Raw genomic sequence first — 23,108 nt, 5'->3', positions numbered from 1 at the left:
TTGTACAGGGGGTCCAAAACGACAAAACCCGCCGGACAGGGTCCAGCGGGCTCGGAACCGGCGACGGGATACCGTCTGCGGCGGCTCTTGCTTCTGCCGCGTGGTCAGGCCTCATCGGCCGACCAGGCTTCGAATTAGATGGCCTTGCGGGCAATCCTCTCGATGTCGCCGCGGCTGATACCGAGGTCGCTGAGCTGACGGGCGTTGAGCTTGTTCAGCTCGCGCACGGTTTCGTTGTACATACGCCAGTTACGGAAAGCGCGGATCGGGTTCATGGTTGTCCTCCAGTTGTTGGATCAAATCGTTTCGATGACGCTTAGATAGGCAGTGCTGCCCACGAATTGAACAGACGTCTTTGCATAGCCGCAATGCAAATGCTGCATTGCAGCATTAAGCTTGTGTTCATCTTGCCGACAGGCTGAGCGCGGAGCATGGCGCGAGGTTCAGGTCAGGCCGAGCAGAGAATGGCGGCTCCCGAGAACCGGAGCGGAGCGTACTTCAGTACGAAGCACCGGCCTACGCCGGCCGTAGCCTTAACTGCCGCAACTCCTCATGAGGGCTTCGGCCGGCGAAGGCCGGAAGCGCAGGGAGCCGCCATTCGCAGGCCGGCCTCACCTGAATCTCGCCCCATCTAGCCGACGTCGAGAACGATCTTGCCTATATGCTCGCCCTCTTCCATGCGCTCATGCGCCCGCCAGGCGTCGGTCAGCGGGAAGATCATGTCCATCACCGGCGCTACCTTCCGGGTGCCGAGCAGCGGCCACACCTGTGCTTCCAGTGCGGCGGCGAGCGCCGCCTTGAACTCGACCGTGCGAGGCCGCAGCGTCGAGCCGGTGTGGGTCAGCCGCTTGACCATGATTTTCGAGAAATCGGCGCTCGCCACCGCGCCGGCCTGGACGGCGATCTGGACGATCCTGCCCTCGACCGCGGCGGCCTCGTAGTTGCGCGCGATATAGTCGCCGCCGACCATGTCGAGAATGACGTCGGCCCCGTTGCCGCCGGTCGCATCCTTGACCGCCGCGACGAAATCCTCCTCGCGGTAGTTGATCGCCCGGTCGGCGCCGAGTTTCAGGCAGGCGTCGCATTTTTCCTTGCTGCCGGCGGTGGTGACGACATAGGCGCCGAAGGCCGACGCCAGCTGGATCGCCGTGGTGCCGATGCCCGATGAGCCGCCATGGACCAGCAGCGTCTCACCCTTTTTCAGGCCGCCGCGCTCGAACACATTGTGCCAGACGGTGAAATAGTTTTCCGGAACCGCGGCCGCCTCCGTGTGGGTGAAGCCGGCGGGCAGCGGCAGCACGCTGCCGGCATGAACCTTTACATATTCGGCATAACCGCCCCCCGGCGTCAGCGCGCAGACCCGGTCGCCGATGCGCCAGCGCGATATGTCGTCGCCAAGGGCGGCCACTTCGCCCGATGCCTCGAGACCGGGCAGGTCGGAAGCGCCGGGCGGCGCCGGATAGGCGCCCTTGCGCTGCTGCACGTCGGGGCGGTTGACGCCGGCCGCACGCACCCGGATCAGGATTTCGCCGGGACCAGGCACCGGCACGTCGCGCGTTTCCGGTTTCAGCACCCGCGGCCCGCCCGGTTGCGAGATTGCAATGGCCGTCATCGTGGCTGGAATTTTATGTCCGCTCGCCATGAAATTTCCCGTCTCGGTCCGCCGGCTGCCAGCTTCTTGCCGGCTGTTTGCATCTACGCCCCTGCCCTATGTATGCTGATTGCCGGATCAGGCAAATGGCCAAATCAGCCCAATACTGAATAGGGAGGAGCGACGATGGCGATCTTCGACGACGAACCCAAGAAGAAAGCCCGCCCGCATGAGATCGGACAGGATCTGTCGCTGCTTTCGGTCGGTGACCTGACCGAACGGATCAGCATCCTGCGCGAGGAGATTGCCCGGCTCGAAGCCGAGCTCCAGACCAAGGGCAGCACCAAATCGGCGGCCGAAGCCCTGTTTCGCCGCGGCTAGTTTTCGCGTTAGTTTCGGCGTTGAGCATCCGCCGCCGAAAAGCCCGAATGCGCCTGTCTTCAGACCCCGCCACCGAATCTCCAGACGGATCAAACAATGTTTGCAAGCTACAGGCCGATCCTCTCGCTGCTTCGCGGCACCGCTTTCCTGCTTGCGGCTTCGGGATTGCACGGCCTGTTGTTGCCGTTGCGCGGCCAGATCGAAGGGTTTTCGACCGCATCGCTCGGTCTGATGGGCACGGCCTGGGCCGGTGGCTTCGTCACCGGCTGCTTCTTCGCACCGCGCCTGGTGCGCCGCGCCGGCCACGTCCGGGCGTTCGGCGCCTTTGCCGCTTCCGGCGCCATCGTGGCGCTGCTTACCGGCCTGATCATCGACGAATATGTCTGGATCCTGCTGCGCGCCTTCACCGGCTTCACCATGGCCGGAGCCTTCATGGTCATCGAAAGCTGGCTGAACGAGAAGGCCACCAACGAGAACCGCGGCACCGTCTTCGGCCTCTACATGATGGTCACCTATGCCTCGATCATGGGCGGCCAGATGATCGTTGCCGGCGGCGACGTCAGATCGGCATCGCTGTTCATGATCACCGGCATATTGTTCTGCCTGTCGCTGATCCCGACCGCGGTGTCGTCGGCTTCGTCTCCCAAGCCTTTGCAGGACGTCAAGCTCGACGTCAAAGGTCTCTACGCCAACTCGCCGGTGTCGGCGATCGCCTGCCTGTTGGTCGGCATCGCCAATGGCGCCTGGGGCACGCTTGGCGCCGTCTACGGCGCCCGTATCGGCATCTCCACCGCCCAGATCGCACTGATGATGAGCCTTGTCGTTATTGCCGGCGCGGCCATGCAGCTTCCGGCCGGACGCCTCTCCGACAAGACCGACCGCCGTTTCGTGCTGGCGGGCGCGGCTTTCGGCGCCGCACTGTTCGCCATCCTGATCTTCCTGTTCGAACCGCGTTCCGCCGTCCTCGTCATTGTCTTCGCCGCCGCCTACGGCGCCTTTGCCTACACGCTCTATTCGATCGCCGTGGCGCATGCCAACGACCACGCCCGATCGGAGGATTTCGTCAAGGTCTCGGGCGGCCTGCTGCTTCTGTATGGCTTCGGAACCATGATCGGGCCCTTGCTGGCTGCCGCCCTGATGGGCTGGCTCCGCCCCGAAGGCCTGTTCCTGGCCACCGCGCTGTCGCATCTCAGCCTCGCCGCCTACACGCTGCTGCGCATCAGCCGCCGCGCGCCGGTGCCTATCGAAGACCGCGACGCCTTCAAGACCCAGCCGGCCGATCGCTCGGTCACCCCTGAAGCACTGCGGCTCAGAAAAGCGGAAGCCGACGGTTGAGATTTGAAAAGCTTTGCCCCACAAGTATAGGCATGATCTTTTCTGACGCCTTCATGGCGATTGCCGACCCCAACCGGCGCTATCTTCTGGAAGAGCTCCGGCGTGGCCCGAAAACCGTCAACGAACTGGCTTCGGGCCTGCCAGTCTCCCGCCCGGCCGTGTCCCAGCATTTGAAAGTGTTGCTGGACGCCGGTCTGGTTCAAGCCAAGGCCGAGGGCACGAGGCGGGTCTATACAGTCAGCAGTGGCGGCTTCCTCAAGCTCAATATTTGGCTTGATCAGTTCTGGGAAGCATAGGCCGCGATTCCAGCTCGCCTCCCTGGCTTTCAAGTGTCCGTTGCCAGCGCCTTGCCCAGCGCATCGAGCAGGAATCCGGTACCATGCTCGCGCGATGACGGTGTGTCGTGCCCATCAAGAAACGCGCCCTGCTCGGTCAGCACCAGACGCGTGCCCGTGCCTTCCGGGCGAAGCTCAATTGTCGCCAGCGAAACCGAGATTCTGACATCACCGAACAGCATGTCGTAGCTGTAGACGATGCGCTGGTTGGGCACGATGTCCTGATAGGTGGCGGTATAGGTGTGGATCGGCCCGTCCTTCGGCCCGCCGGCATTGACCTCCTGGCCGCCAACGCGAAAATCCATTTCGTGCCTGTGGGTCATCGGGTTGTCGGGGTCGGCGAACCAGCGCCGCTTGGCGGCCGGATCGCTGAGCGCGAAATAGACTTTCGCCGGTGCAACTGGATAGAGGCGCTCGAGGACGAAGGTGGAGTGGACGACGGAACGTTCGGCCATGTCAGGTCCTCTTGGTCAGCTTGATGGTTTCTGCGCGACGAAGACGCCGTTGCGATAGGACGCGCCGAAATAGACTTCGACGGCGCGCAACTTGTCGTCATGGAACAGATGCAGTTCGGTGTTGCGGAAGGTCTTTCCGTCCGCCGTCTCGCAGCGATAGAGGACAAAGGCGGCGTCCTCGTCCTCGCATATCCGCTCGATGACGATCGAGCTGAAGGCCGGGCTGTCCGGCCAGCAGCGCTCGAAATAGGTCGCACGGTCGATGGCGTCGTCATAGGGGCTGGTGAAGGTGAAATCGTCGGCGAGCACCGCCGCGACGGCAGCCTTGTTATTCGCCTGGTAGGCGGAAAAATAGCCGCGGATCAACTCCGCTCTGCTTTTGCCGGGCATGGTCATTTCTCCTCTGCTTCAGGTCATTCGGTCTCGGCGAGAAAATCGCCGAGCCGGTCGAGCCGACGCTCCCATGTCAGCCGCCGTTCGTTGATCCAGTGTTCTGCACTGCGCAGCGCCTGCGGCGCGATCTGGCAGGTGCGCACGCGGCCGAGCTTTTCCGAGCGCACCAGCCCGCTTGCTTCGAGCACGTTGAGATGCTGGACGACGGCCGACAGCGACATCGCCAGCGGTTCGGCCAACTGGCTGACCGAGGCCGGCCCACGCGACAGCCGCTCGACCATGCTGCGCCTGGCCGGGTCCGCGAGCGCCTGGAACATCAGGTCGAGCTGGGCGGGATCGTGCAGCATCGCGATCAGCCGTTATTGTAGGGAAAGAACTTGAAGTAGGGCTGCGCCTCCTCGATCACCCGGGCGAAAGACGGCCGCTTGAGCAGGCGGTCGTGGTAGCGTTTCACGGCCGGATAGCTGTCGCCGAACGGCTCGACCTTGTTGGCGTAGAACAGCGCCGGCGAGGCCGCGCAGTCGGCCATGGTGAAGGTGGGGCCGGCCGCCCAGAGTTTCGAACGCATCTCCTCCCCGATGATCGCATAGGCGTTGCGCAATTGCGCGCGCGCCTCGTCGACCCCGAACGGATCGGTCTTGTCCTGCGGGCGCAACCTGTCGCCGACGATCTTCTGCATCGGCGCCTGCACGTAGAAATCGTAGAAACGGTCGGCCTGGCGGACCTGGAGAGCAAGGTCGGCCTCGGCCGGGATGAGCTCGACCGGCCCGGGATAATGCGCGGCCAGATATTCGATGACGATGGTCGATTCCAGCACCGTGCGGTTGCGTGCATCGTCACGCAGCGCCGGCATCTTGCCGGTCGGCGACACCTTCAGGAACGCTGCCCGCGACTGCTCATCGCCGAGGTCGACGATAACCGGCGTGAAGGGCGTATCGTTCTCGTAAAACGCTATCAGCGGTTTCCAGCAGAACGATGCCAGCGGATGGAAATGGAACGTCAGGGACATTTTTTGCTCGTCTGTTTGCGGTTCGTCGATGCTGGAGCGGTGCCAGCCAGCGCCAACACTGAAGCATTTACTTAACTATTTCCGTGAGGCGAATGTGTCAAGGTTCCAGACTGCCTTCAGGGTTTGGTATGCGTGACGATGGCGGCGACGATCGTGCCCCAGTCGTCGGGATGCAGTTCGTGGCCACCGCCTTCGATGCGGACAAGCCGCCCGCCGGCAACAGCGTCGGCAAGGGCTGCGCCATGCTCGACCGGAAAGATCGGATCCGATGTCCCGTGAATGACGAGCAGCGGAACCTTGATCTCGCGCAGGCGTCCTTTCAGATCCTCGCCGCCCTTCAGCATGAAATGGTTGGTCGCGCTCAGGAAGCCGCCGGATCGGTCGTAGTCCCGTTCGACGAACGCCCGCATCGCCTTCTCGTCGAACGGATGCGCGGTGCTGGCGATCGCACGCGCGTCCTTGACGACGAAGCCGATCACCTGGTCGCGGTTCGACCAGTCGACCTTGGCGCCACCGGCCGAGTGCTCCATATAGGCTTCGGTCGCCCCCGGCAGCTGCGATGTGTCCATCCCCACCGGTGAACTGCTGATCACCGTCAGCGAGGTGACACGCGAGGGATGTCTCAACGCCAGTCGTTGCGCGATCATGCCGCCCATCGACATCCCGACCACATGCGCCTTTCCTATGCCATAGCTGTCGAGGGCGCGCACCGCATCGTCCGCCATGTCGTCGACCGTATACGGCGGCTCGCCCGGCGCATATCTGGTCGAGAGGCCGGTATCGCGGTTGTCGTAGCGGATCACGAAACGGCCTTCGCCGGCGAGTTTTTTGCAGAGCGCCTCCGGCCACCACAGCATCGAGGCCATGGCGCCCATGATCAGCAGAACGGCTGGATCGCCGGGATCGCCGAACGTCTGGGAGACGATTTCGGGTGCTTCGGCGTTTGTCATGGAACTCTCCTCGCTCCGGCCATCAAACTGATTGCGTTTTGCAATCGGTTGCACGATAATAAAACTGATACGATAATGCAACTGGTTTTGAGGAGAGTCGGATGAAAACCGAACACCGCTCGGGATGCCCTATCAATCTGTCGCTGGAAGTGTTCGGCGATCGCTGGAGCCTGATCATCCTGCGCGACATGATTTTTGGCGGCAAACGCCACTTTCGCGAACTGCTCAACGGCTCGATCGAGGGCATCGCTTCCAATATCCTGGCCGACCGGCTGAAGCGGCTGATGGAACTCGGCATGCTGACCAAGGCCGACGACCCCTCGCACAAGCAGAAGGCGATCTACAGCCTGACCGAGATGGCCATCACGCTGGTGCCGATCATGGCGCATCTCGGCGCTTGGGGCCGCGTCTGGCTGCCGGTGAGCGAGGAGCTTTCGATCCGGGCCGAGCTGCTGGAGAAAGGCGGACCGCCAATGTGGGAGCAGTTCATGGACGAGTTGCGCCACGACCATCTGGGCACGCCTGTCGCCACACCCGCGCGGCCTTCCGTCCGCGCTACATTGCAGGCCGGATATGAGGCGGTGGTCGCTCGCAAGGCGTCGAGCGGCATCGAGGCCCCCGCCGCTTGACCAACTTATTTCCCCATTATCAGGCCGGCTCTGCTATCAAGGGACTGAAAAACATAATTTACGGGATTGGATAACGCTCTTGGTCGAGAACTCTAAGGATACTGCCCGCGCCCGGGCGGATATGCGTTTCAAGAAGCAGGAAGAGGCCGCGACGGTGCGGCAAAAGGCGATGGCGGAGTATGTCGCCGAGGCCGACGCCCGCCAGGCCAAGACCAACAAGCTCCGGGCATTGCGCCTTGCCAAGGAAGCGGAAGACCTCGCCAACGCCCCTGCCGTTCCGGTCAAGAAAGCGCCCCGAGCCAAGAAAAAATAGCGCGGCCTTCTTCATCGACGCCCGATCTGGATGCCGGCGGATCGTATCCGCCATGTGCCACGATCAGCAATGCCCGCCATTTCCGCTTTCCCACGCGAAGCAATTTCAACCGCAACCGGGATTTCGCATCCCGCATGTCAGGTCGATGATTGACGCGTTTTGATCAGGAGACAGCCATGACCGCACTGACCCTCGAAAAAGCCAAGCACATCATCGACGCCGCCTTCGCCAAGGGCGCCGAGCTGAAGCTCAAGCCGCTCGGCGTTTCCGTGCTGGACGCCGGCGCGCATCTCGTCGCCTTCCAGCGTCAGGACGGAGCCTCGTTCCTGCGCCCGCAAATGTCGGCCGGCAAGGCCTATGGCGCGCTCGCCATCGGCATGGGCTCGCGCCGTGTCGAGGCTTTCGCCAAGGAGCGGCCGCATCTCGTCGCCGGCATTTCGGACGTTTCGGGTGGACGCGTGTTGCCGGTCGTCGGCGGCGTGCTGATCCGCGACAAGGCAGGCGCCGTCATCGGCGCCGTCGGAATTTCGGGCGATACGTCGGACAATGACGAGGCCGCCGCCATCGCCGGCATCGAAGCGGCGGGCTTCACCGCCGATCCGGGCTGAGGGGGAGCTTCGTCATCCCAGGGCGAAGCAGGAACGAAACTCCGTCGCGAAGACCCCGGGATCCATGCCGCGACCTTTGCCGCAAGTGTAAGCGGAGCAGAATTCTAACCGTTGCAACGCCTTAGCTTCACGGAATGGATCCCAGGGTCTGCGCCGCGTCGCTTCGCTCCTTGCTTCGCCCCAGGATGACGACCAGAAAGAGCAGCCACGCCATTCGCGAACGGATGCGACCATCCAACGAAGGCGGCTAGTTCAAATTTATGTCTCTACTCGCCGACCGCATCGACACCGAAAACCCGGCCAGCACATCGAACAGGGCGATCACCATCAGCGTGAAGAAGACCGAGTGCGCCGCGCCCTTCACCAGCAGGAATTCGACCAGGAACGCCACGAAGACCAGCGTCGACAACAGATGGTCCATGATCGAGGCGTTCGTGGTGCGCACCGACTTCACCATTTCGAGGAACAGGAAGATCAGCCCGATCACCACCATCAGGTCGCCGAGCGTCATCGAGAACACCCCGCCCGACATCATGCTGAACGAGAAGATCTCGGTCGCCCACGGATCGTCGCCGCTGCCGAATATTCCGAGGAGTCCGAGATTGTAGGCCACGAAGGGCACGATCAGCAGCGGGATGGCACCGAACATCAGGCGTCTCCTCTAGCAATTCCAGGAAAGCGGTTTCCCAAGGAATTGCCTAAACAATGGGGGCACCTTCTGTAGAATGCCCCGCAGGCACGCCGTCAAGATTTTTCGCTAGCGCCCGCAAACACGGAAAAAGACCGCGCGAAACAACCCTGTCAGCCACAGTTGCCCCGGCTGACCACCGACACGCCGGGATTCAGCGCTTGAACTGGCCTGTCCGCACGGCGGCGCCGATAGCGTTGAGGATGAAAAGGCCGGCGGTGATCGAGGTGATCTCGTTGACGTCGCGCGCCGGCGCGATCTCGACGATGTCGATGCCGACGACACGTCCCTTGGCGAACAGCCCCTTGATCAGTTCGATCGTCTGCCGGTAGCTGATGCCGCCAGGCGCCGGCCCTTCGACCGCCGGCATGACAGCGGGATCGAGACCGTCGGCATCGATGGTCAGGTAATAGCGGCCACGGTCCGGGATGCGCTTGAGCAGCGCCGCCGTACCGATATCCTGCCATTCATTGGCGGTGACGATGTTGGAGCCGTAGGCGCGGGCCGCCTCGACCTCCTCGAGCCGGGCGCTGCCCTGGCCGCGGATGCCGAGCTGGAAAATCCCGGCTATATGCGCCATCTCCGAAGCGCGGCGGATGGGGCTGGAATAGCCTTCCCTGACCCCGTTGACATTGTCGCGCCAGTCGAGATGGGCATCGATCTGAACCAGGGTGATCGGCCCTTCGCCGTCAAGCGCCCGCAGGATCGGGATTGGAATGCCGTGATCGCCGCCAATGGTGATCGGCAAGGCGCCGGAGACGCGGATCTTGCGGATCGCCGTTTCGGCCAACCTGTAGTGGCTGCCGGCGGCATCGCCGGGGACATCGCCGACATCGACCACCTTGACGTCCTCCCCGTCGAACAGGGTTCCGCCAATGTCGAAATCATAGCGGTCGAGCCCGAGGCTGATGCGCTGCGAGGCGCGCCGCACCGCGGTCGGCGCGTTGGTCTGGTCGTTGACCAGCTCGTCGATCGTGTAGGGACTGCCGTAAGGCATGCCGATGATGGCGACATCCGCCTTCAGCGCATCGAGGTCCTCGACCAGCGGGAAGTTCATGAAGGTCTGGAAGATATCGCGGGGTGCTGTGGTGAGCTTGGTCATGCGGTCCCTCTGAAGCCGGTCGATCATCGCGCGGAAGCGCCGCGACAAGGCATGCGGACTCAATACAGCACCGCCGCCGCAGCTTGTATCGCCACGGACGCCCGGTCTTTGGCATAGTTGGTGGCGCGGCGCACCAAACGCAAAAAAACCGGCCAATGGCCGGTTCTTTTGGTATTCAAACCCTTCGAAAGCTGGTCTCAGCTTTCCTTGGGCGTCAGCACCTGGCGACCGCGATACATGCCGGTCTTCAGGTCGATATGGTGCGGGCGGCGCATTTCGCCGGAATTCTTGTCCTCGACATAGGTCGGGGCCTTTAGAGCGTCGGCCGAGCGGCGCATGCCGCGCTTGGACGGAGAGGTTTTTCGTTTCGGAACGGCCATGGATATGCTCCACTACATGGTCAAAATGCCCCGATAGCCCTCGTGAAAGGGCCGCGTCAGGGCCATAATCTGAGAAAGTCGGGTGCCTATACACGCCCTGCGCCGTTTTGGCCAGCACCGTGGCGATTTTTTTTGTACTGGCAGCGGTTCTACCTAATCAAGACAACCGACATACGCGCCCGAACGGCCGGCGCGGCGTTCGATCAGCGACGCCAGCCGCCGCAGACCCGGACCGGGCTTGGCCGGATTGCGGGCGATCGGATTGGGCAGCGAGACGGCCAGCAATGCCGCCTGCCGCCGCGACAGCTGCTTGGCCGAAACGCCGAAATGATGCTGGGCCGCCGCCTCGATGCCGTAAACGCCCGGCCCCCATTCGGCGATGTTGAGGTAGATCTCCATGATCCGCCGTTTCGACATCACCGCGTCGAAATAGACGGCCAGCGGCAGTTCGACCACCTTGCGCACCGAGCCCAGCGGCCGCGACCACAGGAAAAGGTTCTTCACCGTCTGCATGGTGATGGTCGAGGCGCCGCGCGTCGCCTCGCCGGCCAGCGCATCGTCGACGACGCCGCGCAATTCGCCGAGATCGATGCCGCGATGGAAGCAGAACTGACCGTCCTCCGACATGATCACCGAATTGGCCAGCACCGGCGACACATCGTCGATCGACACCCAGCGCCGGTCGTAGCCGGAGAAGGTCGCGAGGTCTTTGACCATCAAGGTCGATATCGGATGCACGAAGGACGGCAGATAGAGGAAGGTCAGCCCAACGGGTATCGCCGCCAGCACGGCGGCGACGACCAGGCAACGCCGGGCGAGGCGCTTCAGACCGGCGCGGTTCACGCGCCTCGGTCGCGCCATCTCAAACCCCTCGGTTTCATGATCGACGATCGGTTCCGTCAAGCCGCCCCACCCGCGCCATTCTCCCGCCTCCGGCATAATGGCGCGGGGCTTCTTGCGCAACGTCTGAGTGTCGGCTACCGCTCCCGGCCATGACGAAAGACGAGCAATTGGCCTTTGAGGCCGCACTTCTGGGGCGGGCGGCGGCTATCGAGGCCGGGCTCAGGCTGCTGCTGGACGGCCGCACGCTTGCCGGCGAGATCGCCCGACCGGAGCGTCTGATGGCGGCCATGCGCCATGGCGTGCTGAACGGCGGCAAGCGGCTGCGCCCCTTCCTGGTCATGGAAAGTGCCGCCCTTTTCGGCGCCGATGGCGAGGCGTCGCTTCGCGTGGCGACAGCGCTCGAATGCGTGCATTGCTATTCACTGATCCATGACGATCTGCCTGCCATGGACGACGACGATCTGCGCCGCGGCCAGCCGACCGTGCACAAGGCCTTCGATGAAGCCACCGCCATCCTTGCCGGCGATGCGCTTCTGACGCTTGCCTTCGATGTCCTCGCCGATGAGGCGACGGCGCTGCCGGCGGAGCGCAGGGCGGCACTGGTGCTGGCGCTGGCGCGCGCGGCCGGCACTGGGGGCATGGTCGGCGGGCAGACGCTCGATCTCGAAGCCGAGCGCAGCAGGCCGGACGAAGCCGGCATTATCCGGCTGCAGGCGATGAAAACCGGCGCGCTGATCCGCTACGCCTGCGAAGCCGGCGCGATCATTGCCGGCGCTGCACCGCAGGACCGCGACCGGCTGGCCGAATTCGGCTCGGCGGTCGGGCTTGCCTTCCAGCTTGCCGACGACCTGCTCGACCTGACCGCCGATGCCAGCCAGATGGGCAAGGCGACCGGCAAGGACGCAGCCGCCGGCAAGGCGACGCTGGTCGCGCTGCATGGCGCGAACTGGGCGCGCAGCCAGCTCCATGGGCTGGTCAAGCAGGCCCATGAATTGCTTGAGCCTTACGGTGAACAGGCAGCCTTGCTGAAGGCAGCGGCAAGCTTCGTGGCAATCCGCAACAACTGAGGTTTGGGCAATCGGATGCCGAACCGTTTTCGGAATTTGTCGGCCTTGCGCTGCCTTGCTTGGTGTCTCTCAAATGCCCCAAAGCAACTGGGCGCGCTATCTGACCTTGACGACGACCTTGCCCTTGGCGCGTCCTGTTTCGACGTAAGCCAGCGCCTCATTGGTCGCTTCAAAAGGAAAGACCCTGTCGACGACCGGGCGAATCGCCCCATCTTCGATGAGGGACGTGATTTTGCTCAGTTGCTCACCTTGCGCCGACATGAACAGGAACGAAAATCCCACGCCCCGGCGCTTGGCTTTGGTCCTGATACCACGGCTCAGCAGCCGCAGCAGCAGCCTTAGCACCACGTTCAGTCCCTGTTTCCTGGCAAATTCGGGATCCGGAGGACCGGAAATCGAGATGAGCTTCCCACCCGGTTTCAGCACAGTCAGGGATTTCTCAAGCGTCTTGGCGTCCTGGCTGTTCAGGACGACGTCGTAGCCCGACAGGATTTTCTCGAAGTCGTCCTTCCTGTAGTCGACGACGACATCGGAGCCGAGATCCCTGACCAGATCGGCGCTTGCCGCGCCCGCTGTTGTCGCAACGATCGCGCCGAGATGCTTTGCCAACTGGATGGCGAATGTCCCCACGCCGCCGGAGCCAGCCTGGATGAAGATCTTCTGGCCTGTCTTCAGACCCGCCCTCTCGATGAGAGCCTGCCAGGCGGTCAGACCGACCAGCGGGATCGAGGCCGCCTCTTCCATGCTGAGGTTCGCCGGCTTCAGCGCCACGTCGGCTTCACCGATTGCGATGAATTCGGCGAATGTCCCGATCCGGCCGTCGCGCGGCCGCGCATAGACGGCGTCGCCGGGTTTGAATTTGCGGACTTTCGAGCCCACCCTGACAACCCTTCCAGCCACGTCGTGACCGAGAATGAAGGGCCGGCGATAGGGAAGGATGAGTTTGAATTCACCGGTTCTGATTTTGGAATCCAGCAGGTTCACTCCTGCGGCATGGACCTCGACCAGGACGTCATTGTCCAGCAGTTCCGGCTCCGGCATCTCGGCGAGCCGCAAAATGCCTTTCTTGTTATATTTGTCGACAACGAATGCCTTCATGGCAGTGACTTTCTGAAGTGCCTGTTGGTGTGCCGTTTGTGCGTGAAATTCTCCGTCCCGCCGTTGTTCAGACCGGCAAGCGGAACTGCTTGCGCAAGGTCTTGTCGAACATCTCCGCGGGAGCGAAGCGGCGCAGCAGGCTGACCTGGCGCGCTGCCTTCCCTGCGGTATAGCGCCGTCGCGGACGGGCGTCGGTCGCTGCCTTGACGACCACATCCGCCACCACTTCCGGCCGATCGGCTTTGGGCATCACATCGGCAAGCAGCGCCTTGAGACCGGCGCGCGCCTGATCGTAGTCCTTCAACAGGGAATCCGGCTCGATGCCGTTCTGGTCGAAGACGGTGCGCACGAATGCCGGCTCGATGACCAAGACGCGAATGTTGAAGGCGCGAACCTCATGATCGAGCGATTCCGAATAGCCCTCCAGCGCGTGCTTGACCGCCGAGTAGTGCGCTGAGTATGGCGCGGGCACCAATCCTAGAATCGAGCCGATGTTGACGATGCGCCCTTGGCCGCGGCGCCGCATCGACGGCAACACCGCATTGGTCATGCGCATGACGCCGAACAGATTGACGTCGAACAGAACCTGCACCTGTGCGACCGAAGATTCCTCGGCGCCGCCAAGCAGGCCGACACCGGCATTGTTGACCAAGAGGTCGATGCGGCCGGTCTGGGCCAGCACGGTTGCAACGAGGGCGCTGACGGACTCCCCGTCGGTCACGTCGCAGGTCAGCATGGACACCTTAGCCGGGCCGTTGCCGGCCTTGCTGCGGCTTGTCCCGAAGACGGTATACCCCGCCCGCGCCAAGGCCTCGGCACTGGCGCGGCCGATGCCCGAAGAGGCTCCGGTCACGACTGCGGTCTTTCCAGAGTTCGCATTCATTTTTTATGCTCCAAAGCCACTGGGGCTAGCTTTCGTTCGCTGGTTGAATTATGATCATAATATCAAATTACGACCGTAATGCAATAGCAGAAAGGAATAGCAGCCATGCGCTACGAAAAGGGCCGAAAGGACGCCTCCCGCGATCGCATCGTGGAGGTCGCAGCCCAGCGTTTTCGCGGTGACGGCATCGCCGCGTCCGGACTGGCAGCCATTATGGGCGACGCCGGACTGACGAACGGAGCCTTCTATCCGCATTTCCAGTCCAAGGCGGAGCTCGTGCGTGAAAGCCTTGTAGCGGCACTGGAGAGCCAGGTGCAGCAACTGCAGGAGGTATTGGCCGCCGGTGGTCCGGAGATGGGCATAGCGGCGTATCTGTCAGCTGCGCACCGGGACAATCCGGGAGCCGGCTGCGCGTCGGCCGCCCTGTTGCCGGAACTCGCGCGTCAGCCGCCCGAAACGCGCCAAGTCTATACCGAACGCTTGCTGGTTCTGGTGCGCCAGTTGTCTGCAGTACTTCCGCAGACCAAGGACCCGGAAGCCGCCGCCCTGGGCGTTTTTGCGACCCTCATAGGCACGCTTCAGCTGGCCCGCGCGGCAGCGGGGACGGAATTGTCGGATCGCATCCTTGCGGCAGGAGCAGACGCCGCGCGCAGGCTGATCCAGCCACGTGACGGCGAGAAGGCATCCTAGAGGCCGGTGGCGGCAGCGGCAAAGGGCCCTGACATCGTCCTGCGGGTCGCACACAGGAAGGGCCGGCTTTTGGAGGCGGGCCGAACCGGTATTTCGCTCCGATTCAATCGGGTCTAACGCAGATGCCTGAGCTTGTCGGGATTGCGCATGACATAGACGGCCGCGATCTTCCCGTCCTCGATGTCAAGCGCGGTCGTCTGCAGTTCGCCATCGGCCTCCTGGGTGACGAACCCCGGCAGTCCATTGACGAAGCCGATGCGCACCAGCGTCGAGCGATTGTCGCGCAGCCAGGCCGCGACTTGCGCGTATTGCTTCATGACGGCGTCGAAGCCCAGCACCGGCGCCAAAGCCGCCGGACGCTTGCCGCCGCCATCGGCATGAGCGCTGACATCTGCCGTCAGCAGCGCGCCGAGCGCCTGCATGTCGCCGCTGCGCGATGCCGCGAAAAAGGCTTCGGCGATCTCCAGGCCACGCTGCTTCTCCACCTTGAAGCGGGGCCGCGCCTCGCGGACATGGCCCCGTGCGCGAGCGGCAAGCTGGCGGCAGGCGGCTGAATCGCGCTCGATGGCGGTCGCGACCTCCTCGAATTCCAGCCCGAACACATCGTGCAGCAGAAAGGCCGCCCGCTCGAGCGGCGAAAGCCGCTCCAGCGCCAACATCAGCGGCAAGGTGACATCTTCAAGATCGTCCTCTTCGACGATCGGCTCGGGCAGCCAAGGGCCGATATAAGTCTCGCGCTGGCGCCGCGTGGATTTGAGCTGGTCGAGGCAAAGCCGCGTCACCGTGCGGCGCAGGAACGCTTCTGGCTCGCGAACCTGCTAGCGGTCGGTCCCCATCCAGCGGATGAAGGCATCCTGCACGACATCCTCGGCGTCGCTCACCGAGCCCAGCATGCGATAGGCGACCCGCATCAGCTTCGGACCCAGCGGGCCGAAGCCCGCTGCCGCGTCGTCGGGTGCCGTCGCCGTCATCAGGCCGCCTTGGCGCTGGCGCGTATCGTTGCTGCGTCGGTGTAGAGCCCGAAGCCAACGGCGATGCGGTTCCAGCCATTGATGATGTTGATCAAAACGGTGAGCTTCACCTGCTCCTCCTCGGTGAAATGCGCCTTAAGATCATCATAGGCGCTTTCGCGGTCCTGTCCTTCCGAGAGGCGCGTCAGCGCATCGGTCCAGCCGAGCGCGGCACGCTCGCGGTCGCTGTAGCAGGGCGCTTCGCGCCAGGCCGGCAGCAGATAGATGCGCTGCTCGGTCTCGCCATTCTCGCGCGCTTCGGTGGCATGCAGGTTGATGCACTTGGCGCAGCCATTGATCTGCGACGCCCGAAGCTTCACCAGCTCGTTGAGGCTGTGCTCGAGCCCGGCGGCGACGGAGAGTTCGGTCGATGCGCGCTGCCACTGCTTGATCAGCGCAGGGGCGGCGGCGAAGAGGTCGATTTTGGCGGTCATGATTGCAGTCCTTGTGTTGGGTACGCCATCATGACGAGGCAGGTCCGGCCGGTGTGACATTCAGGCTGGATTTTTTCGAAGGTGCTTTCCCGGCGCGTTCAATCGTCTTTGATCAGCACGATCTTCGCCGGATCGAAATCGATCCCGACCATCGTCCCTTCCGCCACAGCGGGTGTGACATCAGGCGATGTCGCGAACAGTTCGACCGCCGGATCGCTGATCGCGATCCGGTATTCCATGTGGTCGCCGAGATACGAGCTCTTGACCACCTGGCCCTTCATGGTGCCCGCTGGCTGGCCGGGCAAGATGCGCACGGCATTCGGGCGCACAGCGAGGATCGCCGGCCCCGGAGCGTTACCGCGACCCGGCATGTCGAGCAGCAAGGGTCCGACCTTGACCCTTGCACTGGTCGCATTGCTGGAAAGCACCTCGACGTCGAGCAGATTGGCGTCGCCCATGAAGTCGGCGATGAAGCGGTTGGTCGGCTCGTTGTAGAGGTCGCGCGGCGTGCCGTCCTGGGCGACGCGAGCGGCGTTCATGACGATGATGCGGTCGGAGACGGCGAGCGCCTCTTCCTGGTCATGCGTGACATAGACCATGGTCAGCGCCAGATCTTGCTGGAGACCCCGGATTTCGTCGCGCACGCGCCGGCGCAGCTTGGCGTCGAGGTTGGACAGCGGCTCGTCGAACAGCAGCACCTTCGGCTCCAGTACGATGGCTCGCGCCACCGCGACGCGCTGCTGCTGGCCGCCGGACAATTCGCTCGGCTGGCGCTTCTCGTAGCCGGACAGGCCGACAAGCGACAGCTTTTCGGCGGCGCGCTCGGCTGCCTGCGCCTTGCCAAGCCCCATAGCCCGCAAGCCGTAGCTGACATTCTCCATCACGTTCATGTGCGGGAACAGCGCATAGGACTGGAACACCATGGAGACATCTCGCTCGGCGGCGGACAGCAAGGTGACGTCCTTGTCGTCGATCAGGATGCGCCCGGTGCTGGTCTGTTCCAGCCCGGCGATCAGCCTGAGCGTCGTCGTCTTGCCGCAACCCGAGGGCCCGAGCAGCGTCACCAGGCTGGCCGGCGCGATGTCGAAGCTGACATTGTCGACGGCGATCACCGCGCCGTATTTCTTGGTGACGCCCTCGAACCGCACGGCCGGCCTGTCCGTGACAACCGGGACAGCATTCTTCGCCGTCTGATCCACGCCGCTTCTCCCCATCAGATTGCTGCCACCACGGCTTCCGCCCCAGGCCGGCGCCGGCCGAGCCGGCGTTCGCCGACCAGCAGCTGGATGCCGATGAGGATGACCATCATGACAACGATCATCACCGCCGAATAGACAATCGCGATGCCGTATTCGCCGACATCTGCGCGCCCGACAATGTAGACCGTGGCGAGATTGAACCGGCCGCTCGCCAGGAAGATGACGGCGCTGACCGCCGTCACCGCGCGCACGAAACTGTAGATCATCGCGGTCACGATCGCCGGCTTCAGGATCGGCAGGATCACCCGCAGCAAGGTAGCAAAAGACCGCGCCCCAAGCGTCAGCGATGCCTCGTCCAGGCTCTTGTCGATCTGGCCCAGATTGGCGAGCCCGGCACGGATCGCCACCGGCATGTTGCGGAAGATGAAGGAGATGACGATGATCAGCCCGGTGCCGGTCAATTGCACCGGCGGCACGTTGAAGGCAAGGATATAGCTGACGCCGATCACCGTGCCGGGAATGGCAAAGCTCATCATGGCCAGGAATTCGAACATGGTGCGCCCGGCGAAACGCTGCCGGTCGAGCAGATAGGCCGTCAGGATGCCGAGCGCCGCGGTGAACGGCATGGCCACCAGCGCCAGGCCGATGGTCATCAGCAGCGACGGCCAGGCCGAGCCGCTGAAAAACCAGCCATTGACGCCTTTCTCGATCGAAAAGGCGGTGAGGAAATATTCGAGCGTCGGCGTGTTGTCGCGCCCGATCGATTGCACGAAACCGCCGCCCAGGATGATGCCGTAGACCACGATGGTCAGAACCAGCCACGGAACGACGGCGGCGTAGCAGCCGATCCGCAAGGCCTTGGGCAGCGTCGCCGGTACGCCGCCATCGCCCTTGCCTGCGACGGTGACGTAGCTGCGGCTGCCGATCCAGCGACGCTGGATGACGAAGGCTGCCAGCGTGAACATCAACAGCACGATCGCCAGCACCGCCGCGCGGCCCTGGTCGTGCGCCGCACCGACCACTGCAAAGAAGATGTCGGTCGACAGCACGTTGAAGTTTCCGCCCAGCACCAGCGGATTGGCGAAATCGGCCATGCTCTCGATAAACGAAATCAGGAAGGCGCTGGCCAGCCCCGGCCGGATCAACGGCCAGGTGACGGTGCGAAACGTGCGCCAGCGGCTGGCGCGCAGGGTTTGTGATGCTTCCTCCATGCTTGGGCTGACCCCTTGCAGCACGCCGACCAGAACCAGGAACGCGATCGGCGTGAAGGCCAGCACCTGCGCGATGGTGATGCCGGCCATGCCATAGATCCAGCGGCTGCGCGGAATGCCGAGATGCACCGACATGAGGTTGGTGACGATGCCGGCGCGGCCGAACAGCAGGATCAGCGCCAGGCCGATGACGAAGGGCGGCGTGATGATCGGCAGGATGGACAGGCCGCGCAGCAGCCATTTGGCCGGCAGCTTGGTGCGAAGCGCAATCAGCGCCAGAGCCAGCCCAAGCGCCGTGCAGAAAAAGCCGACGAGGACTGCGATCGCCACCGTGTTCCACGCCACGCCGCAGGAGCCCTCGCCATAGAGGCAGCGCAGGCTCCATATGTTGGCGCTGAAGATCTTTTCGACGAACAGCGCCGGCACGACATTGCCGTCATTGTCCTTGATGGCCGAGGTGAGGATCGACAGCAGCGGATAGGCGACGAACAGGATCAGCGAAGCAATCACGATTGAGAGCGAGCCGACGACGAAACGGTCGCCCTTGCACCATCCCCGCGCGGCGAGCGCCTCGGCGATGAACATCAGCATCGCCACGGCATAGAGCGCCGCGCCCCAGCCAAGCCCCGGCTGCATCGGTCCCGGCGTGCCGGCGATCCGGGTAAGCAAGCCAAATCCCCAGCCCGAATGGATGATGGAAAAGCCTTCGATGGCCAGCCACAGCAGGCCCGCCGCGCCTGCAACCGCAAGGCTCTTGGGGTTATTGCGCGCCACCAGCCTGCTCGCCAGCAGAAGCGGCAGGACAAGCGGCAACAGCCAGGGCCGGCCACCGAGCGCCAGGATGATGGCCGGTGTCGCATCCGCCGGCTGTGCCAGCCAGTCGAACGACAGGAAGCCGCCTTCGACCTTGTACCAAGGCAAGAGCACGAAGCTCGCCCACGCGGCCATTACCCAGGCGAGCGCGCTGCGTCCAGGAGCGGAACTGACCATGGAACCGGCCGCGGCCATTCAATGTCTTTCTGTTGCCAACGGAGGGTGCGCCGGCGGCCGCGAAGGGCAGCCGGCGATCAGATGCTAGAGTGAGCGCAAAAGAACGCGCTCAGCCGCCATTGCGGACCTCGTCGGTGAACTTCTTCAACAGTCGCTTGCGTTCGGCCGACGAGCCGTATTTGGCGAAGTCGTAGTCGATCAGCTTGATCTTCGAGAGGTCCGGCGCCTCGGGCGGCACCGGCGTGGCGGTGTTCGACGGGATCTGGAAGCTGCCGTTCGGCGCCGCGAGCTTCTGCGCATCCGGGCTCAGCGCCCAGTCGTAGAATTTCTGCGCCTCTTCGACATGCTTGGCGCCCGTCACGATGCTCATCGAGCCGATCTCGAAGCCGGTGCCCTCGCAAGGCGAAACCACCTTCACCGCCGGGTTCTGCTTGGCCGCGTTGATGACGTCGTGCTGGAAGGAGATGCCGATCAGCGTCTCGCCCTTGCCGACGGCGAGTGCCGGCGCGGCCCCTGCCTTGGTGTATTCGGCGATGTTCTTGTTGAGCTGCTTGAGATAGTCGAATGCCTTGTCCTCGCCCATCAGCTGGACGATCGTGGCAAGCATGGTCCAGGCCGTGCCCGATGAATTCGGGTCGGCCATCTCGATCTCGCCCTGGAATTCCGGCTTGACCAGATCGGCCCAGCACGCCGGCGCGGTCAGCCCGCGCTGCTTCAGATCTTCCTCATTATAGCCGTAACCGAGCGCACCGAGATAAATGCCGACCGTGCGGTTCTTCGACCTGTCGGCCTGCTTCAGCGCCCAGTCGCGCAGGTTTGCCAGTTGCGGCGACTTGTATTCCTGGGTGAGGCCCTCTTCCGCCGCCTGCAGATGCGGGTCGCCGGTGCCGCCCCACCAGATATCGGCTTGCGGATTGTCCTTCTCGGCCCGGAGGCGGGCGTAGATTTCGCCGGCGCTCATGCGGGTCATGTCGACGCTGACGCCCGTCTCCTTCTGGTAGGTGGTCGCCATCGCCCGGCACCAGGCCTCGTCGACGGCGCAATACATTGTGAGGCTGCGGTCGGCCGCCTGGGCGGCACTCGCCAATCCGAACATGGCCAGCGCCGCGCCAAGGCCAAGCCAGGCGGCGCGCAAGCCTTGCTTACTGTCAAATGTCTTCATCGATATTCCTCCCTGTCTTCTCACTGGAAACGATCTACCCGTCGTCGAGCGGCACTCCGATCACCTGGGACAATGTCGCCGCAACGCCGGGTGCTGCCGCTAGCACGGGATTGCCCTTCGCCATGCCGTCGCCGTCGAGGAACCGGTTCACACGGCCGCCGGCCTCCTCCACCAGCAGCAATCCGGCCAGGCAGTCCCACGAATTGATGTGCAGCTCGGCATAGGCATCCGAGCGGCCGTCGGCCACATAGGCCAGCCCAAGCGCTCCGGAGCCGGAGCGCCGCACATTGGCGCCGAGTGCCCAGACAAGGCTCACCTTGTCCAGATAGTCGCGATTGGGAATCCTGGGCGACCAGCCGAACTCGACAAAGGCGCGGTCGAACGCTTGCGTCGGCGACACATGGATCGGCGCGCCATTGCGCGTCGCGCCCTGCCCGCGACGGGCAAAGTACGTTTCGCCGATGGCCGGATTGGCAATGCCGCCGATCTCGCTGCGGCCGTTCTCGACGAAAGCTATCGAAATGCAGAAATGCGGAATACCGCGCATGAAATTGGCGGTGCCGTCGATGGGGTCGACGACCCACATGCGGGCAGAGCCCATGCCACCGCCTTCCTCGCCCAAAAACCCGTCCTGCGGAAAAGCCTCTGCCAGCGTCGCGCGGATGTGCTCCTCGACCTTGCCGTCGGTTTCAGTGAGAAAATCCTGCGGGCCTTTCATCGCCACCGGCTGGACGGCGCCCTGCCGGGCATAGCCTTCCATCGCCAGTTGCCCGGCCGTGACAAGCAGTTTCCGGCAGACCTCGGCACGCCTGTCCATCTCGGCCTTGGACAGCCGGTCCGCCTTCGGATGCGCCGCCGCCCTGCTCATGCAGCCGGTCCGGACAATCGCGCCCTCAAAGCCGTCTTCGGCGAAATGGACAGGGTATTCCTCCGATGCCACTCTTGAGCCGGCTTGTATTGCACGGCTGTGCAAAGCTGTTGCATTCGGCCATGCCTGTCAAGTGCGGTGGGTGGCAATGGCAGGAGAGTTGCATTACATTGCACTGGCGTGCAAAGAATCACGAAAACAGCAGCGAGAGCGTTCGCTTGACGGTTCCGAGAATCCGCACCGGTTTTTCCAGCGCCCAGCAGGTTGCCGACCTCGCCGGGGTTTCACGCTCGGCCGTGTCACGTACCTTCACGCCCGGCGCTTCCGTTTCCGGGGAAACCCGCGAGCGGGTGATGCTGGCGGCCGAGCAACTCGGCTATCACGTCAACCATCTGGCTCGCGGCCTGATGCGGGCTTCGACCGGCATCGTCTGCCTCATCGTTGCCGATGGCGACACGCCCTATCATGCCCGCCTGCAGAAGGCGCTGACCCAACATCTGCGGGACGCCGGCAAAATGGCCATGGTGTTCAACACCTCCGGCCCCAGCCACCATGTCGACCAGGCGCTGCGCAACACGCTGAACTATCGCGCCGATGCGAGCATCGTTCTGTCCGGCTCGCCGCCGCAGTTGCTGATCCGCACCTGTCTTGAGAACGGCCAGCGGCTGGTGCTGATCAATCGCGATGACCGCTTCGACGGCCCGCACAATATCGGTGTCGACAACGCTGCAGCCGCAGAGGCAGCGCTGCATGCCTTCATCCGGGCCGGCTGTACCCGCCCCGCTTTGGTGACCTCGGCTGCCGGCACGCCCAGCCTGCTCTCCCGCGAAACCGCCTTCCTTACCGCCGCGCAGAAGGAAGGGCTGGAGGTGACCGTGTGGCGCGAGGGCCGCACCGGCTATGCCACCGGAGCCGATGGCGCTAGGCGACTCTTTTCCGGCCGGCAGCGGCCGGATGCGGCGTTCTGCGTGACCGACCTGATTGCGTGCGGCTTTCTCGATGCGGCCCGCCACGAGTTCGGCATCAACGTACCCCGCGATCTCTGCGTCATCGGCTTTGACGACATTGAACAGGCCGACTGGGCCTCTTACCGGCTGACGACGTTCTCGCCGCCGATCGAGGAGATCGCCAGGCGCGCCGTGCGGCTCGCGACCGGCGCGCGGGAGGAGGCTGGCAGCCGCCTGATCTGCCATGCGCCCATGGTCTGGCGCAGCACGGTGAGGCCGGGCCAGGGCTGATGCGAAACATGTGTCGGTCAAAACGGGAAACGTACTGATGTCCAAGAAAAAGGCCAGGAAGACCCGCCAGGCGGCAAGACCGGTGGAGATAGCTGTAGGCCCCGAAATCCGGAGCATGATGCGCAAGTTCGGCCTGACCGAGGAAGAAGCACTGCGCATGATGCGCGAATGCGATGCCACCCTCTATGGCGCCAACTCCGGGCACGTGCAGCCAGGATCTTGACGGCCCGCCAGGCGCGAACGGAA

Annotated in this window: 28 protein-coding genes and 1 pseudogene; 10 read left to right on the top strand and 19 right to left on the bottom strand. The window is 63.7% G+C overall.

Annotated elements, in window-relative coordinates:
* Nucleotides 1-134 precede the first annotated feature (134 nt).
* Complete coding sequence (locus NKJ80_RS18675) at nucleotides 135-275, bottom strand: DUF1127 domain-containing protein (RefSeq protein WP_023670143.1); 141 nt, start codon at nucleotides 273-275, stop codon at nucleotides 135-137.
* 356 nt (nucleotides 276-631) lie between these two features.
* Nucleotides 632-1,642, bottom strand: a complete 1,011-nt coding sequence (locus NKJ80_RS18670) for an NAD(P)H-quinone oxidoreductase (RefSeq protein ID WP_031244805.1) — start codon at nucleotides 1,640-1,642, stop codon at nucleotides 632-634.
* Between the two features lie 135 nt (nucleotides 1,643-1,777).
* On the opposite strand from NKJ80_RS18670, the gene NKJ80_RS18665 reads away from it, so the two are divergent.
* From NKJ80_RS18665 to NKJ80_RS18655, 3 genes are all read left to right on the top strand, one after another.
* On the top strand, nucleotides 1,778-1,972 hold the full coding sequence (locus NKJ80_RS18665; protein ID WP_023670145.1) for a DUF1192 domain-containing protein: 195 nt from the start codon (nucleotides 1,778-1,780) through the stop codon (nucleotides 1,970-1,972).
* Nucleotides 1,973-2,068: 96 nt separating this feature from the next.
* Nucleotides 2,069-3,307, top strand: a complete 1,239-nt coding sequence (locus tag NKJ80_RS18660) for an MFS transporter (protein ID WP_352498112.1) — start codon at nucleotides 2,069-2,071, stop codon at nucleotides 3,305-3,307.
* A 32-nt stretch (nucleotides 3,308-3,339) separates the two neighbouring features.
* On the top strand, nucleotides 3,340-3,603 hold the full coding sequence (locus NKJ80_RS18655; RefSeq protein ID WP_023670147.1) for an ArsR/SmtB family transcription factor: 264 nt from the start codon (nucleotides 3,340-3,342) through the stop codon (nucleotides 3,601-3,603).
* A gap of 29 nt (nucleotides 3,604-3,632) precedes the next feature.
* Here the strand turns inward: NKJ80_RS18655 and NKJ80_RS18650 are convergent, their stop codons facing one another.
* The 5 genes from NKJ80_RS18650 to NKJ80_RS18630 all read right to left on the bottom strand — a co-directional run bounded on the left by NKJ80_RS18650 (nucleotide 3,633) and on the right by NKJ80_RS18630 (nucleotide 6,449).
* The gene (locus NKJ80_RS18650) at nucleotides 3,633-4,097 is read right to left on the bottom strand and encodes an SRPBCC family protein (RefSeq protein WP_023715031.1); all 465 of its coding nucleotides are present in this window, start codon (nucleotides 4,095-4,097) and stop codon (nucleotides 3,633-3,635) included.
* 15 nt (nucleotides 4,098-4,112) lie between these two features.
* Complete coding sequence (locus NKJ80_RS18645; RefSeq protein WP_352498111.1) at nucleotides 4,113-4,487, bottom strand: nuclear transport factor 2 family protein; 375 nt, start codon at nucleotides 4,485-4,487, stop codon at nucleotides 4,113-4,115.
* A gap of 23 nt (nucleotides 4,488-4,510) precedes the next feature.
* Entirely contained in the window at nucleotides 4,511-4,837 is a 327-nt protein-coding gene (locus NKJ80_RS18640) for an ArsR/SmtB family transcription factor (RefSeq protein ID WP_031198036.1), read from the bottom strand.
* A 5-nt stretch (nucleotides 4,838-4,842) separates the two neighbouring features.
* Nucleotides 4,843-5,499, bottom strand: coding sequence for a glutathione S-transferase family protein (locus NKJ80_RS18635; RefSeq protein WP_023742788.1), 657 nt, complete (start codon nucleotides 5,497-5,499; stop codon nucleotides 4,843-4,845).
* 116 nt (nucleotides 5,500-5,615) lie between these two features.
* Nucleotides 5,616-6,449, bottom strand: a complete 834-nt coding sequence (locus NKJ80_RS18630; RefSeq protein ID WP_352498110.1) for an alpha/beta fold hydrolase — start codon at nucleotides 6,447-6,449, stop codon at nucleotides 5,616-5,618.
* 101 nt (nucleotides 6,450-6,550) lie between these two features.
* Here NKJ80_RS18630 and NKJ80_RS18625 point away from each other — a divergent pair, with 101 nt between their 5' ends.
* The 3 genes from NKJ80_RS18625 (at nucleotide 6,551) to NKJ80_RS18615 (ending at nucleotide 7,999) form a co-directional block, all read left to right on the top strand.
* Nucleotides 6,551-7,078, top strand: a complete 528-nt coding sequence (locus NKJ80_RS18625; protein WP_023754138.1) for a winged helix-turn-helix transcriptional regulator — start codon at nucleotides 6,551-6,553, stop codon at nucleotides 7,076-7,078.
* A gap of 79 nt (nucleotides 7,079-7,157) precedes the next feature.
* On the top strand, nucleotides 7,158-7,391 hold the full coding sequence (locus NKJ80_RS18620) for a hypothetical protein (RefSeq protein WP_023684002.1): 234 nt from the start codon (nucleotides 7,158-7,160) through the stop codon (nucleotides 7,389-7,391).
* 176 nt (nucleotides 7,392-7,567) lie between these two features.
* Nucleotides 7,568-7,999 (top strand): GlcG/HbpS family heme-binding protein, encoded by a 432-nt coding sequence (locus NKJ80_RS18615; protein ID WP_023690074.1) that lies wholly within the window; start codon nucleotides 7,568-7,570, stop codon nucleotides 7,997-7,999.
* Nucleotides 8,000-8,246: 247 nt separating this feature from the next.
* On the opposite strand, the gene NKJ80_RS18610 is transcribed toward NKJ80_RS18615, so the two are convergent.
* From NKJ80_RS18610 to NKJ80_RS18595, 4 genes are all read right to left on the bottom strand, one after another.
* Nucleotides 8,247-8,648 (bottom strand): hypothetical protein, encoded by a 402-nt coding sequence (locus NKJ80_RS18610; protein ID WP_023670154.1) that lies wholly within the window; start codon nucleotides 8,646-8,648, stop codon nucleotides 8,247-8,249.
* 193 nt (nucleotides 8,649-8,841) lie between these two features.
* Nucleotides 8,842-9,789 (bottom strand): agmatinase, encoded by a 948-nt coding sequence (locus NKJ80_RS18605; RefSeq protein WP_352498109.1) that lies wholly within the window; start codon nucleotides 9,787-9,789, stop codon nucleotides 8,842-8,844.
* A gap of 197 nt (nucleotides 9,790-9,986) precedes the next feature.
* Nucleotides 9,987-10,169, bottom strand: a complete 183-nt coding sequence (gene rpmF, locus NKJ80_RS18600; RefSeq protein WP_008834724.1) for a 50S ribosomal protein L32 — start codon at nucleotides 10,167-10,169, stop codon at nucleotides 9,987-9,989.
* A gap of 153 nt (nucleotides 10,170-10,322) precedes the next feature.
* A complete protein-coding gene (locus NKJ80_RS18595) occupies nucleotides 10,323-11,030 on the bottom strand; it encodes a transglycosylase domain-containing protein (protein WP_050588540.1) in 708 nt (235 codons plus the stop codon).
* Between the two features lie 131 nt (nucleotides 11,031-11,161).
* Here NKJ80_RS18595 and NKJ80_RS18590 point away from each other — a divergent pair, with 131 nt between their 5' ends.
* Nucleotides 11,162-12,079 (top strand): polyprenyl synthetase family protein, encoded by a 918-nt coding sequence (locus tag NKJ80_RS18590; RefSeq protein WP_352498108.1) that lies wholly within the window; start codon nucleotides 11,162-11,164, stop codon nucleotides 12,077-12,079.
* A 96-nt stretch (nucleotides 12,080-12,175) separates the two neighbouring features.
* Here the strand turns inward: NKJ80_RS18590 and NKJ80_RS18585 are convergent, their stop codons facing one another.
* Both NKJ80_RS18585 and NKJ80_RS18580 read right to left on the bottom strand, forming a co-directional pair.
* A complete protein-coding gene (locus NKJ80_RS18585) occupies nucleotides 12,176-13,177 on the bottom strand; it encodes an NADP-dependent oxidoreductase (RefSeq protein WP_352498107.1) in 1,002 nt (333 codons plus the stop codon).
* A gap of 67 nt (nucleotides 13,178-13,244) precedes the next feature.
* Nucleotides 13,245-14,060: an oxidoreductase gene (locus tag NKJ80_RS18580; protein WP_352498106.1), complete on the bottom strand. Its 816-nt coding sequence runs from the start codon at nucleotides 14,058-14,060 to the stop codon at nucleotides 13,245-13,247.
* Between the two features lie 105 nt (nucleotides 14,061-14,165).
* Between NKJ80_RS18580 and NKJ80_RS18575 the strand changes: the two genes are divergently transcribed.
* A complete protein-coding gene (locus NKJ80_RS18575) occupies nucleotides 14,166-14,750 on the top strand; it encodes a TetR/AcrR family transcriptional regulator (protein ID WP_352498105.1) in 585 nt (194 codons plus the stop codon).
* Between the two features lie 113 nt (nucleotides 14,751-14,863).
* Here the strand turns inward: NKJ80_RS18575 and NKJ80_RS18570 are convergent.
* The 6 genes and pseudogenes from NKJ80_RS18570 to NKJ80_RS18545 form a co-directional block, all read right to left on the bottom strand.
* Nucleotides 14,864-15,721: pseudogene (locus NKJ80_RS18570) on the bottom strand (sigma-70 family RNA polymerase sigma factor).
* Nucleotides 15,721-16,194: a carboxymuconolactone decarboxylase family protein gene (locus NKJ80_RS18565; RefSeq protein ID WP_023736998.1), complete on the bottom strand. Its 474-nt coding sequence runs from the start codon at nucleotides 16,192-16,194 to the stop codon at nucleotides 15,721-15,723. Before NKJ80_RS18565 ends, NKJ80_RS18570 begins: the two are co-directional and overlap by 1 nt.
* A gap of 98 nt (nucleotides 16,195-16,292) precedes the next feature.
* Nucleotides 16,293-17,393: an ABC transporter ATP-binding protein gene (locus tag NKJ80_RS18560; RefSeq protein WP_023698487.1), complete on the bottom strand. Its 1,101-nt coding sequence runs from the start codon at nucleotides 17,391-17,393 to the stop codon at nucleotides 16,293-16,295.
* Between the two features lie 14 nt (nucleotides 17,394-17,407).
* The gene (locus tag NKJ80_RS18555) at nucleotides 17,408-19,612 is read right to left on the bottom strand and encodes an ABC transporter permease (RefSeq protein WP_023698486.1); all 2,205 of its coding nucleotides are present in this window, start codon (nucleotides 19,610-19,612) and stop codon (nucleotides 17,408-17,410) included.
* A gap of 91 nt (nucleotides 19,613-19,703) precedes the next feature.
* Nucleotides 19,704-20,729, bottom strand: coding sequence for an ABC transporter substrate-binding protein (locus NKJ80_RS18550; protein ID WP_023706271.1), 1,026 nt, complete (start codon nucleotides 20,727-20,729; stop codon nucleotides 19,704-19,706).
* Nucleotides 20,730-20,790: 61 nt separating this feature from the next.
* On the bottom strand, nucleotides 20,791-21,624 hold the full coding sequence (locus NKJ80_RS18545) for an inositol monophosphatase family protein (RefSeq protein WP_050587730.1): 834 nt from the start codon (nucleotides 21,622-21,624) through the stop codon (nucleotides 20,791-20,793).
* A gap of 218 nt (nucleotides 21,625-21,842) precedes the next feature.
* Between NKJ80_RS18545 and NKJ80_RS18540 the strand changes: the two genes are divergently transcribed.
* Together NKJ80_RS18540 and NKJ80_RS18535 are read left to right on the top strand one after the other, a co-directional pair.
* On the top strand, nucleotides 21,843-22,862 hold the full coding sequence (locus tag NKJ80_RS18540; RefSeq protein ID WP_031195645.1) for a LacI family DNA-binding transcriptional regulator: 1,020 nt from the start codon (nucleotides 21,843-21,845) through the stop codon (nucleotides 22,860-22,862).
* Nucleotides 22,863-22,899: 37 nt separating this feature from the next.
* Entirely contained in the window at nucleotides 22,900-23,085 is a 186-nt protein-coding gene (locus NKJ80_RS18535; RefSeq protein WP_023684018.1) for a hypothetical protein, read from the top strand.
* Nucleotides 23,086-23,108 lie beyond the last annotated feature (23 nt).

Origin of the sequence: Mesorhizobium sp. M0030, assembly GCF_040323695.1 — a bacterium.
GTDB lineage: Bacteria > Pseudomonadota > Alphaproteobacteria > Rhizobiales > Rhizobiaceae > Mesorhizobium.
Note: the sequence above shows the minus strand (reverse complement) of the source record. Positions and strands in the feature narration are given on the sequence as shown.

Excerpts from the sequence above, each read along its gene's own strand:
- NKJ80_RS18625 (WP_023754138.1), top strand. The coding sequence starts at position 6,551 with ATGAAAACCGAACACCGCTCGGGATGCCCTATCAATCTGTCGCTGGAA.
- NKJ80_RS18545 (WP_050587730.1), bottom strand. The coding sequence starts at position 21,624 with ATGAGCAGGGCGGCGGCGCATCCGAAGGCGGACCGGCTGTCCAAGGCC.
- NKJ80_RS18590 (WP_352498108.1), top strand. The coding sequence starts at position 11,162 with ATGACGAAAGACGAGCAATTGGCCTTTGAGGCCGCACTTCTGGGGCGG.
- NKJ80_RS18630 (WP_352498110.1), bottom strand. The coding sequence starts at position 6,449 with ATGACAAACGCCGAAGCACCCGAAATCGTCTCCCAGACGTTCGGCGAT.
- NKJ80_RS18660 (WP_352498112.1), top strand. The coding sequence starts at position 2,069 with ATGTTTGCAAGCTACAGGCCGATCCTCTCGCTGCTTCGCGGCACCGCT.
- NKJ80_RS18555 (WP_023698486.1), bottom strand. The coding sequence starts at position 19,612 with ATGGCCGCGGCCGGTTCCATGGTCAGTTCCGCTCCTGGACGCAGCGCG.
- NKJ80_RS18615 (WP_023690074.1), top strand. The coding sequence starts at position 7,568 with ATGACCGCACTGACCCTCGAAAAAGCCAAGCACATCATCGACGCCGCC.
- NKJ80_RS18635 (WP_023742788.1), bottom strand. The coding sequence starts at position 5,499 with ATGTCCCTGACGTTCCATTTCCATCCGCTGGCATCGTTCTGCTGGAAA.
- NKJ80_RS18535 (WP_023684018.1), top strand. The coding sequence starts at position 22,900 with ATGTCCAAGAAAAAGGCCAGGAAGACCCGCCAGGCGGCAAGACCGGTG.
- NKJ80_RS18610 (WP_023670154.1), bottom strand. The coding sequence starts at position 8,648 with ATGTTCGGTGCCATCCCGCTGCTGATCGTGCCCTTCGTGGCCTACAAT.
- NKJ80_RS18605 (WP_352498109.1), bottom strand. The coding sequence starts at position 9,789 with ATGACCAAGCTCACCACAGCACCCCGCGATATCTTCCAGACCTTCATG.
- NKJ80_RS18670 (WP_031244805.1), bottom strand. The coding sequence starts at position 1,642 with ATGGCGAGCGGACATAAAATTCCAGCCACGATGACGGCCATTGCAATC.
- NKJ80_RS18675 (WP_023670143.1), bottom strand. The coding sequence starts at position 275 with ATGAACCCGATCCGCGCTTTCCGTAACTGGCGTATGTACAACGAAACC.
- NKJ80_RS18665 (WP_023670145.1), top strand. The coding sequence starts at position 1,778 with ATGGCGATCTTCGACGACGAACCCAAGAAGAAAGCCCGCCCGCATGAG.
- NKJ80_RS18640 (WP_031198036.1), bottom strand. The coding sequence starts at position 4,837 with ATGCTGCACGATCCCGCCCAGCTCGACCTGATGTTCCAGGCGCTCGCG.
- NKJ80_RS18585 (WP_352498107.1), bottom strand. The coding sequence starts at position 13,177 with ATGAAGGCATTCGTTGTCGACAAATATAACAAGAAAGGCATTTTGCGG.
- NKJ80_RS18655 (WP_023670147.1), top strand. The coding sequence starts at position 3,340 with ATGATCTTTTCTGACGCCTTCATGGCGATTGCCGACCCCAACCGGCGC.
- NKJ80_RS18645 (WP_352498111.1), bottom strand. The coding sequence starts at position 4,487 with ATGCCCGGCAAAAGCAGAGCGGAGTTGATCCGCGGCTATTTTTCCGCC.
- NKJ80_RS18595 (WP_050588540.1), bottom strand. The coding sequence starts at position 11,030 with ATGGCGCGACCGAGGCGCGTGAACCGCGCCGGTCTGAAGCGCCTCGCC.
- NKJ80_RS18575 (WP_352498105.1), top strand. The coding sequence starts at position 14,166 with ATGCGCTACGAAAAGGGCCGAAAGGACGCCTCCCGCGATCGCATCGTG.
- NKJ80_RS18565 (WP_023736998.1), bottom strand. The coding sequence starts at position 16,194 with ATGACCGCCAAAATCGACCTCTTCGCCGCCGCCCCTGCGCTGATCAAG.
- NKJ80_RS18580 (WP_352498106.1), bottom strand. The coding sequence starts at position 14,060 with ATGAATGCGAACTCTGGAAAGACCGCAGTCGTGACCGGAGCCTCTTCG.
- rpmF (WP_008834724.1), bottom strand. The coding sequence starts at position 10,169 with ATGGCCGTTCCGAAACGAAAAACCTCTCCGTCCAAGCGCGGCATGCGC.
- NKJ80_RS18650 (WP_023715031.1), bottom strand. The coding sequence starts at position 4,097 with ATGGCCGAACGTTCCGTCGTCCACTCCACCTTCGTCCTCGAGCGCCTC.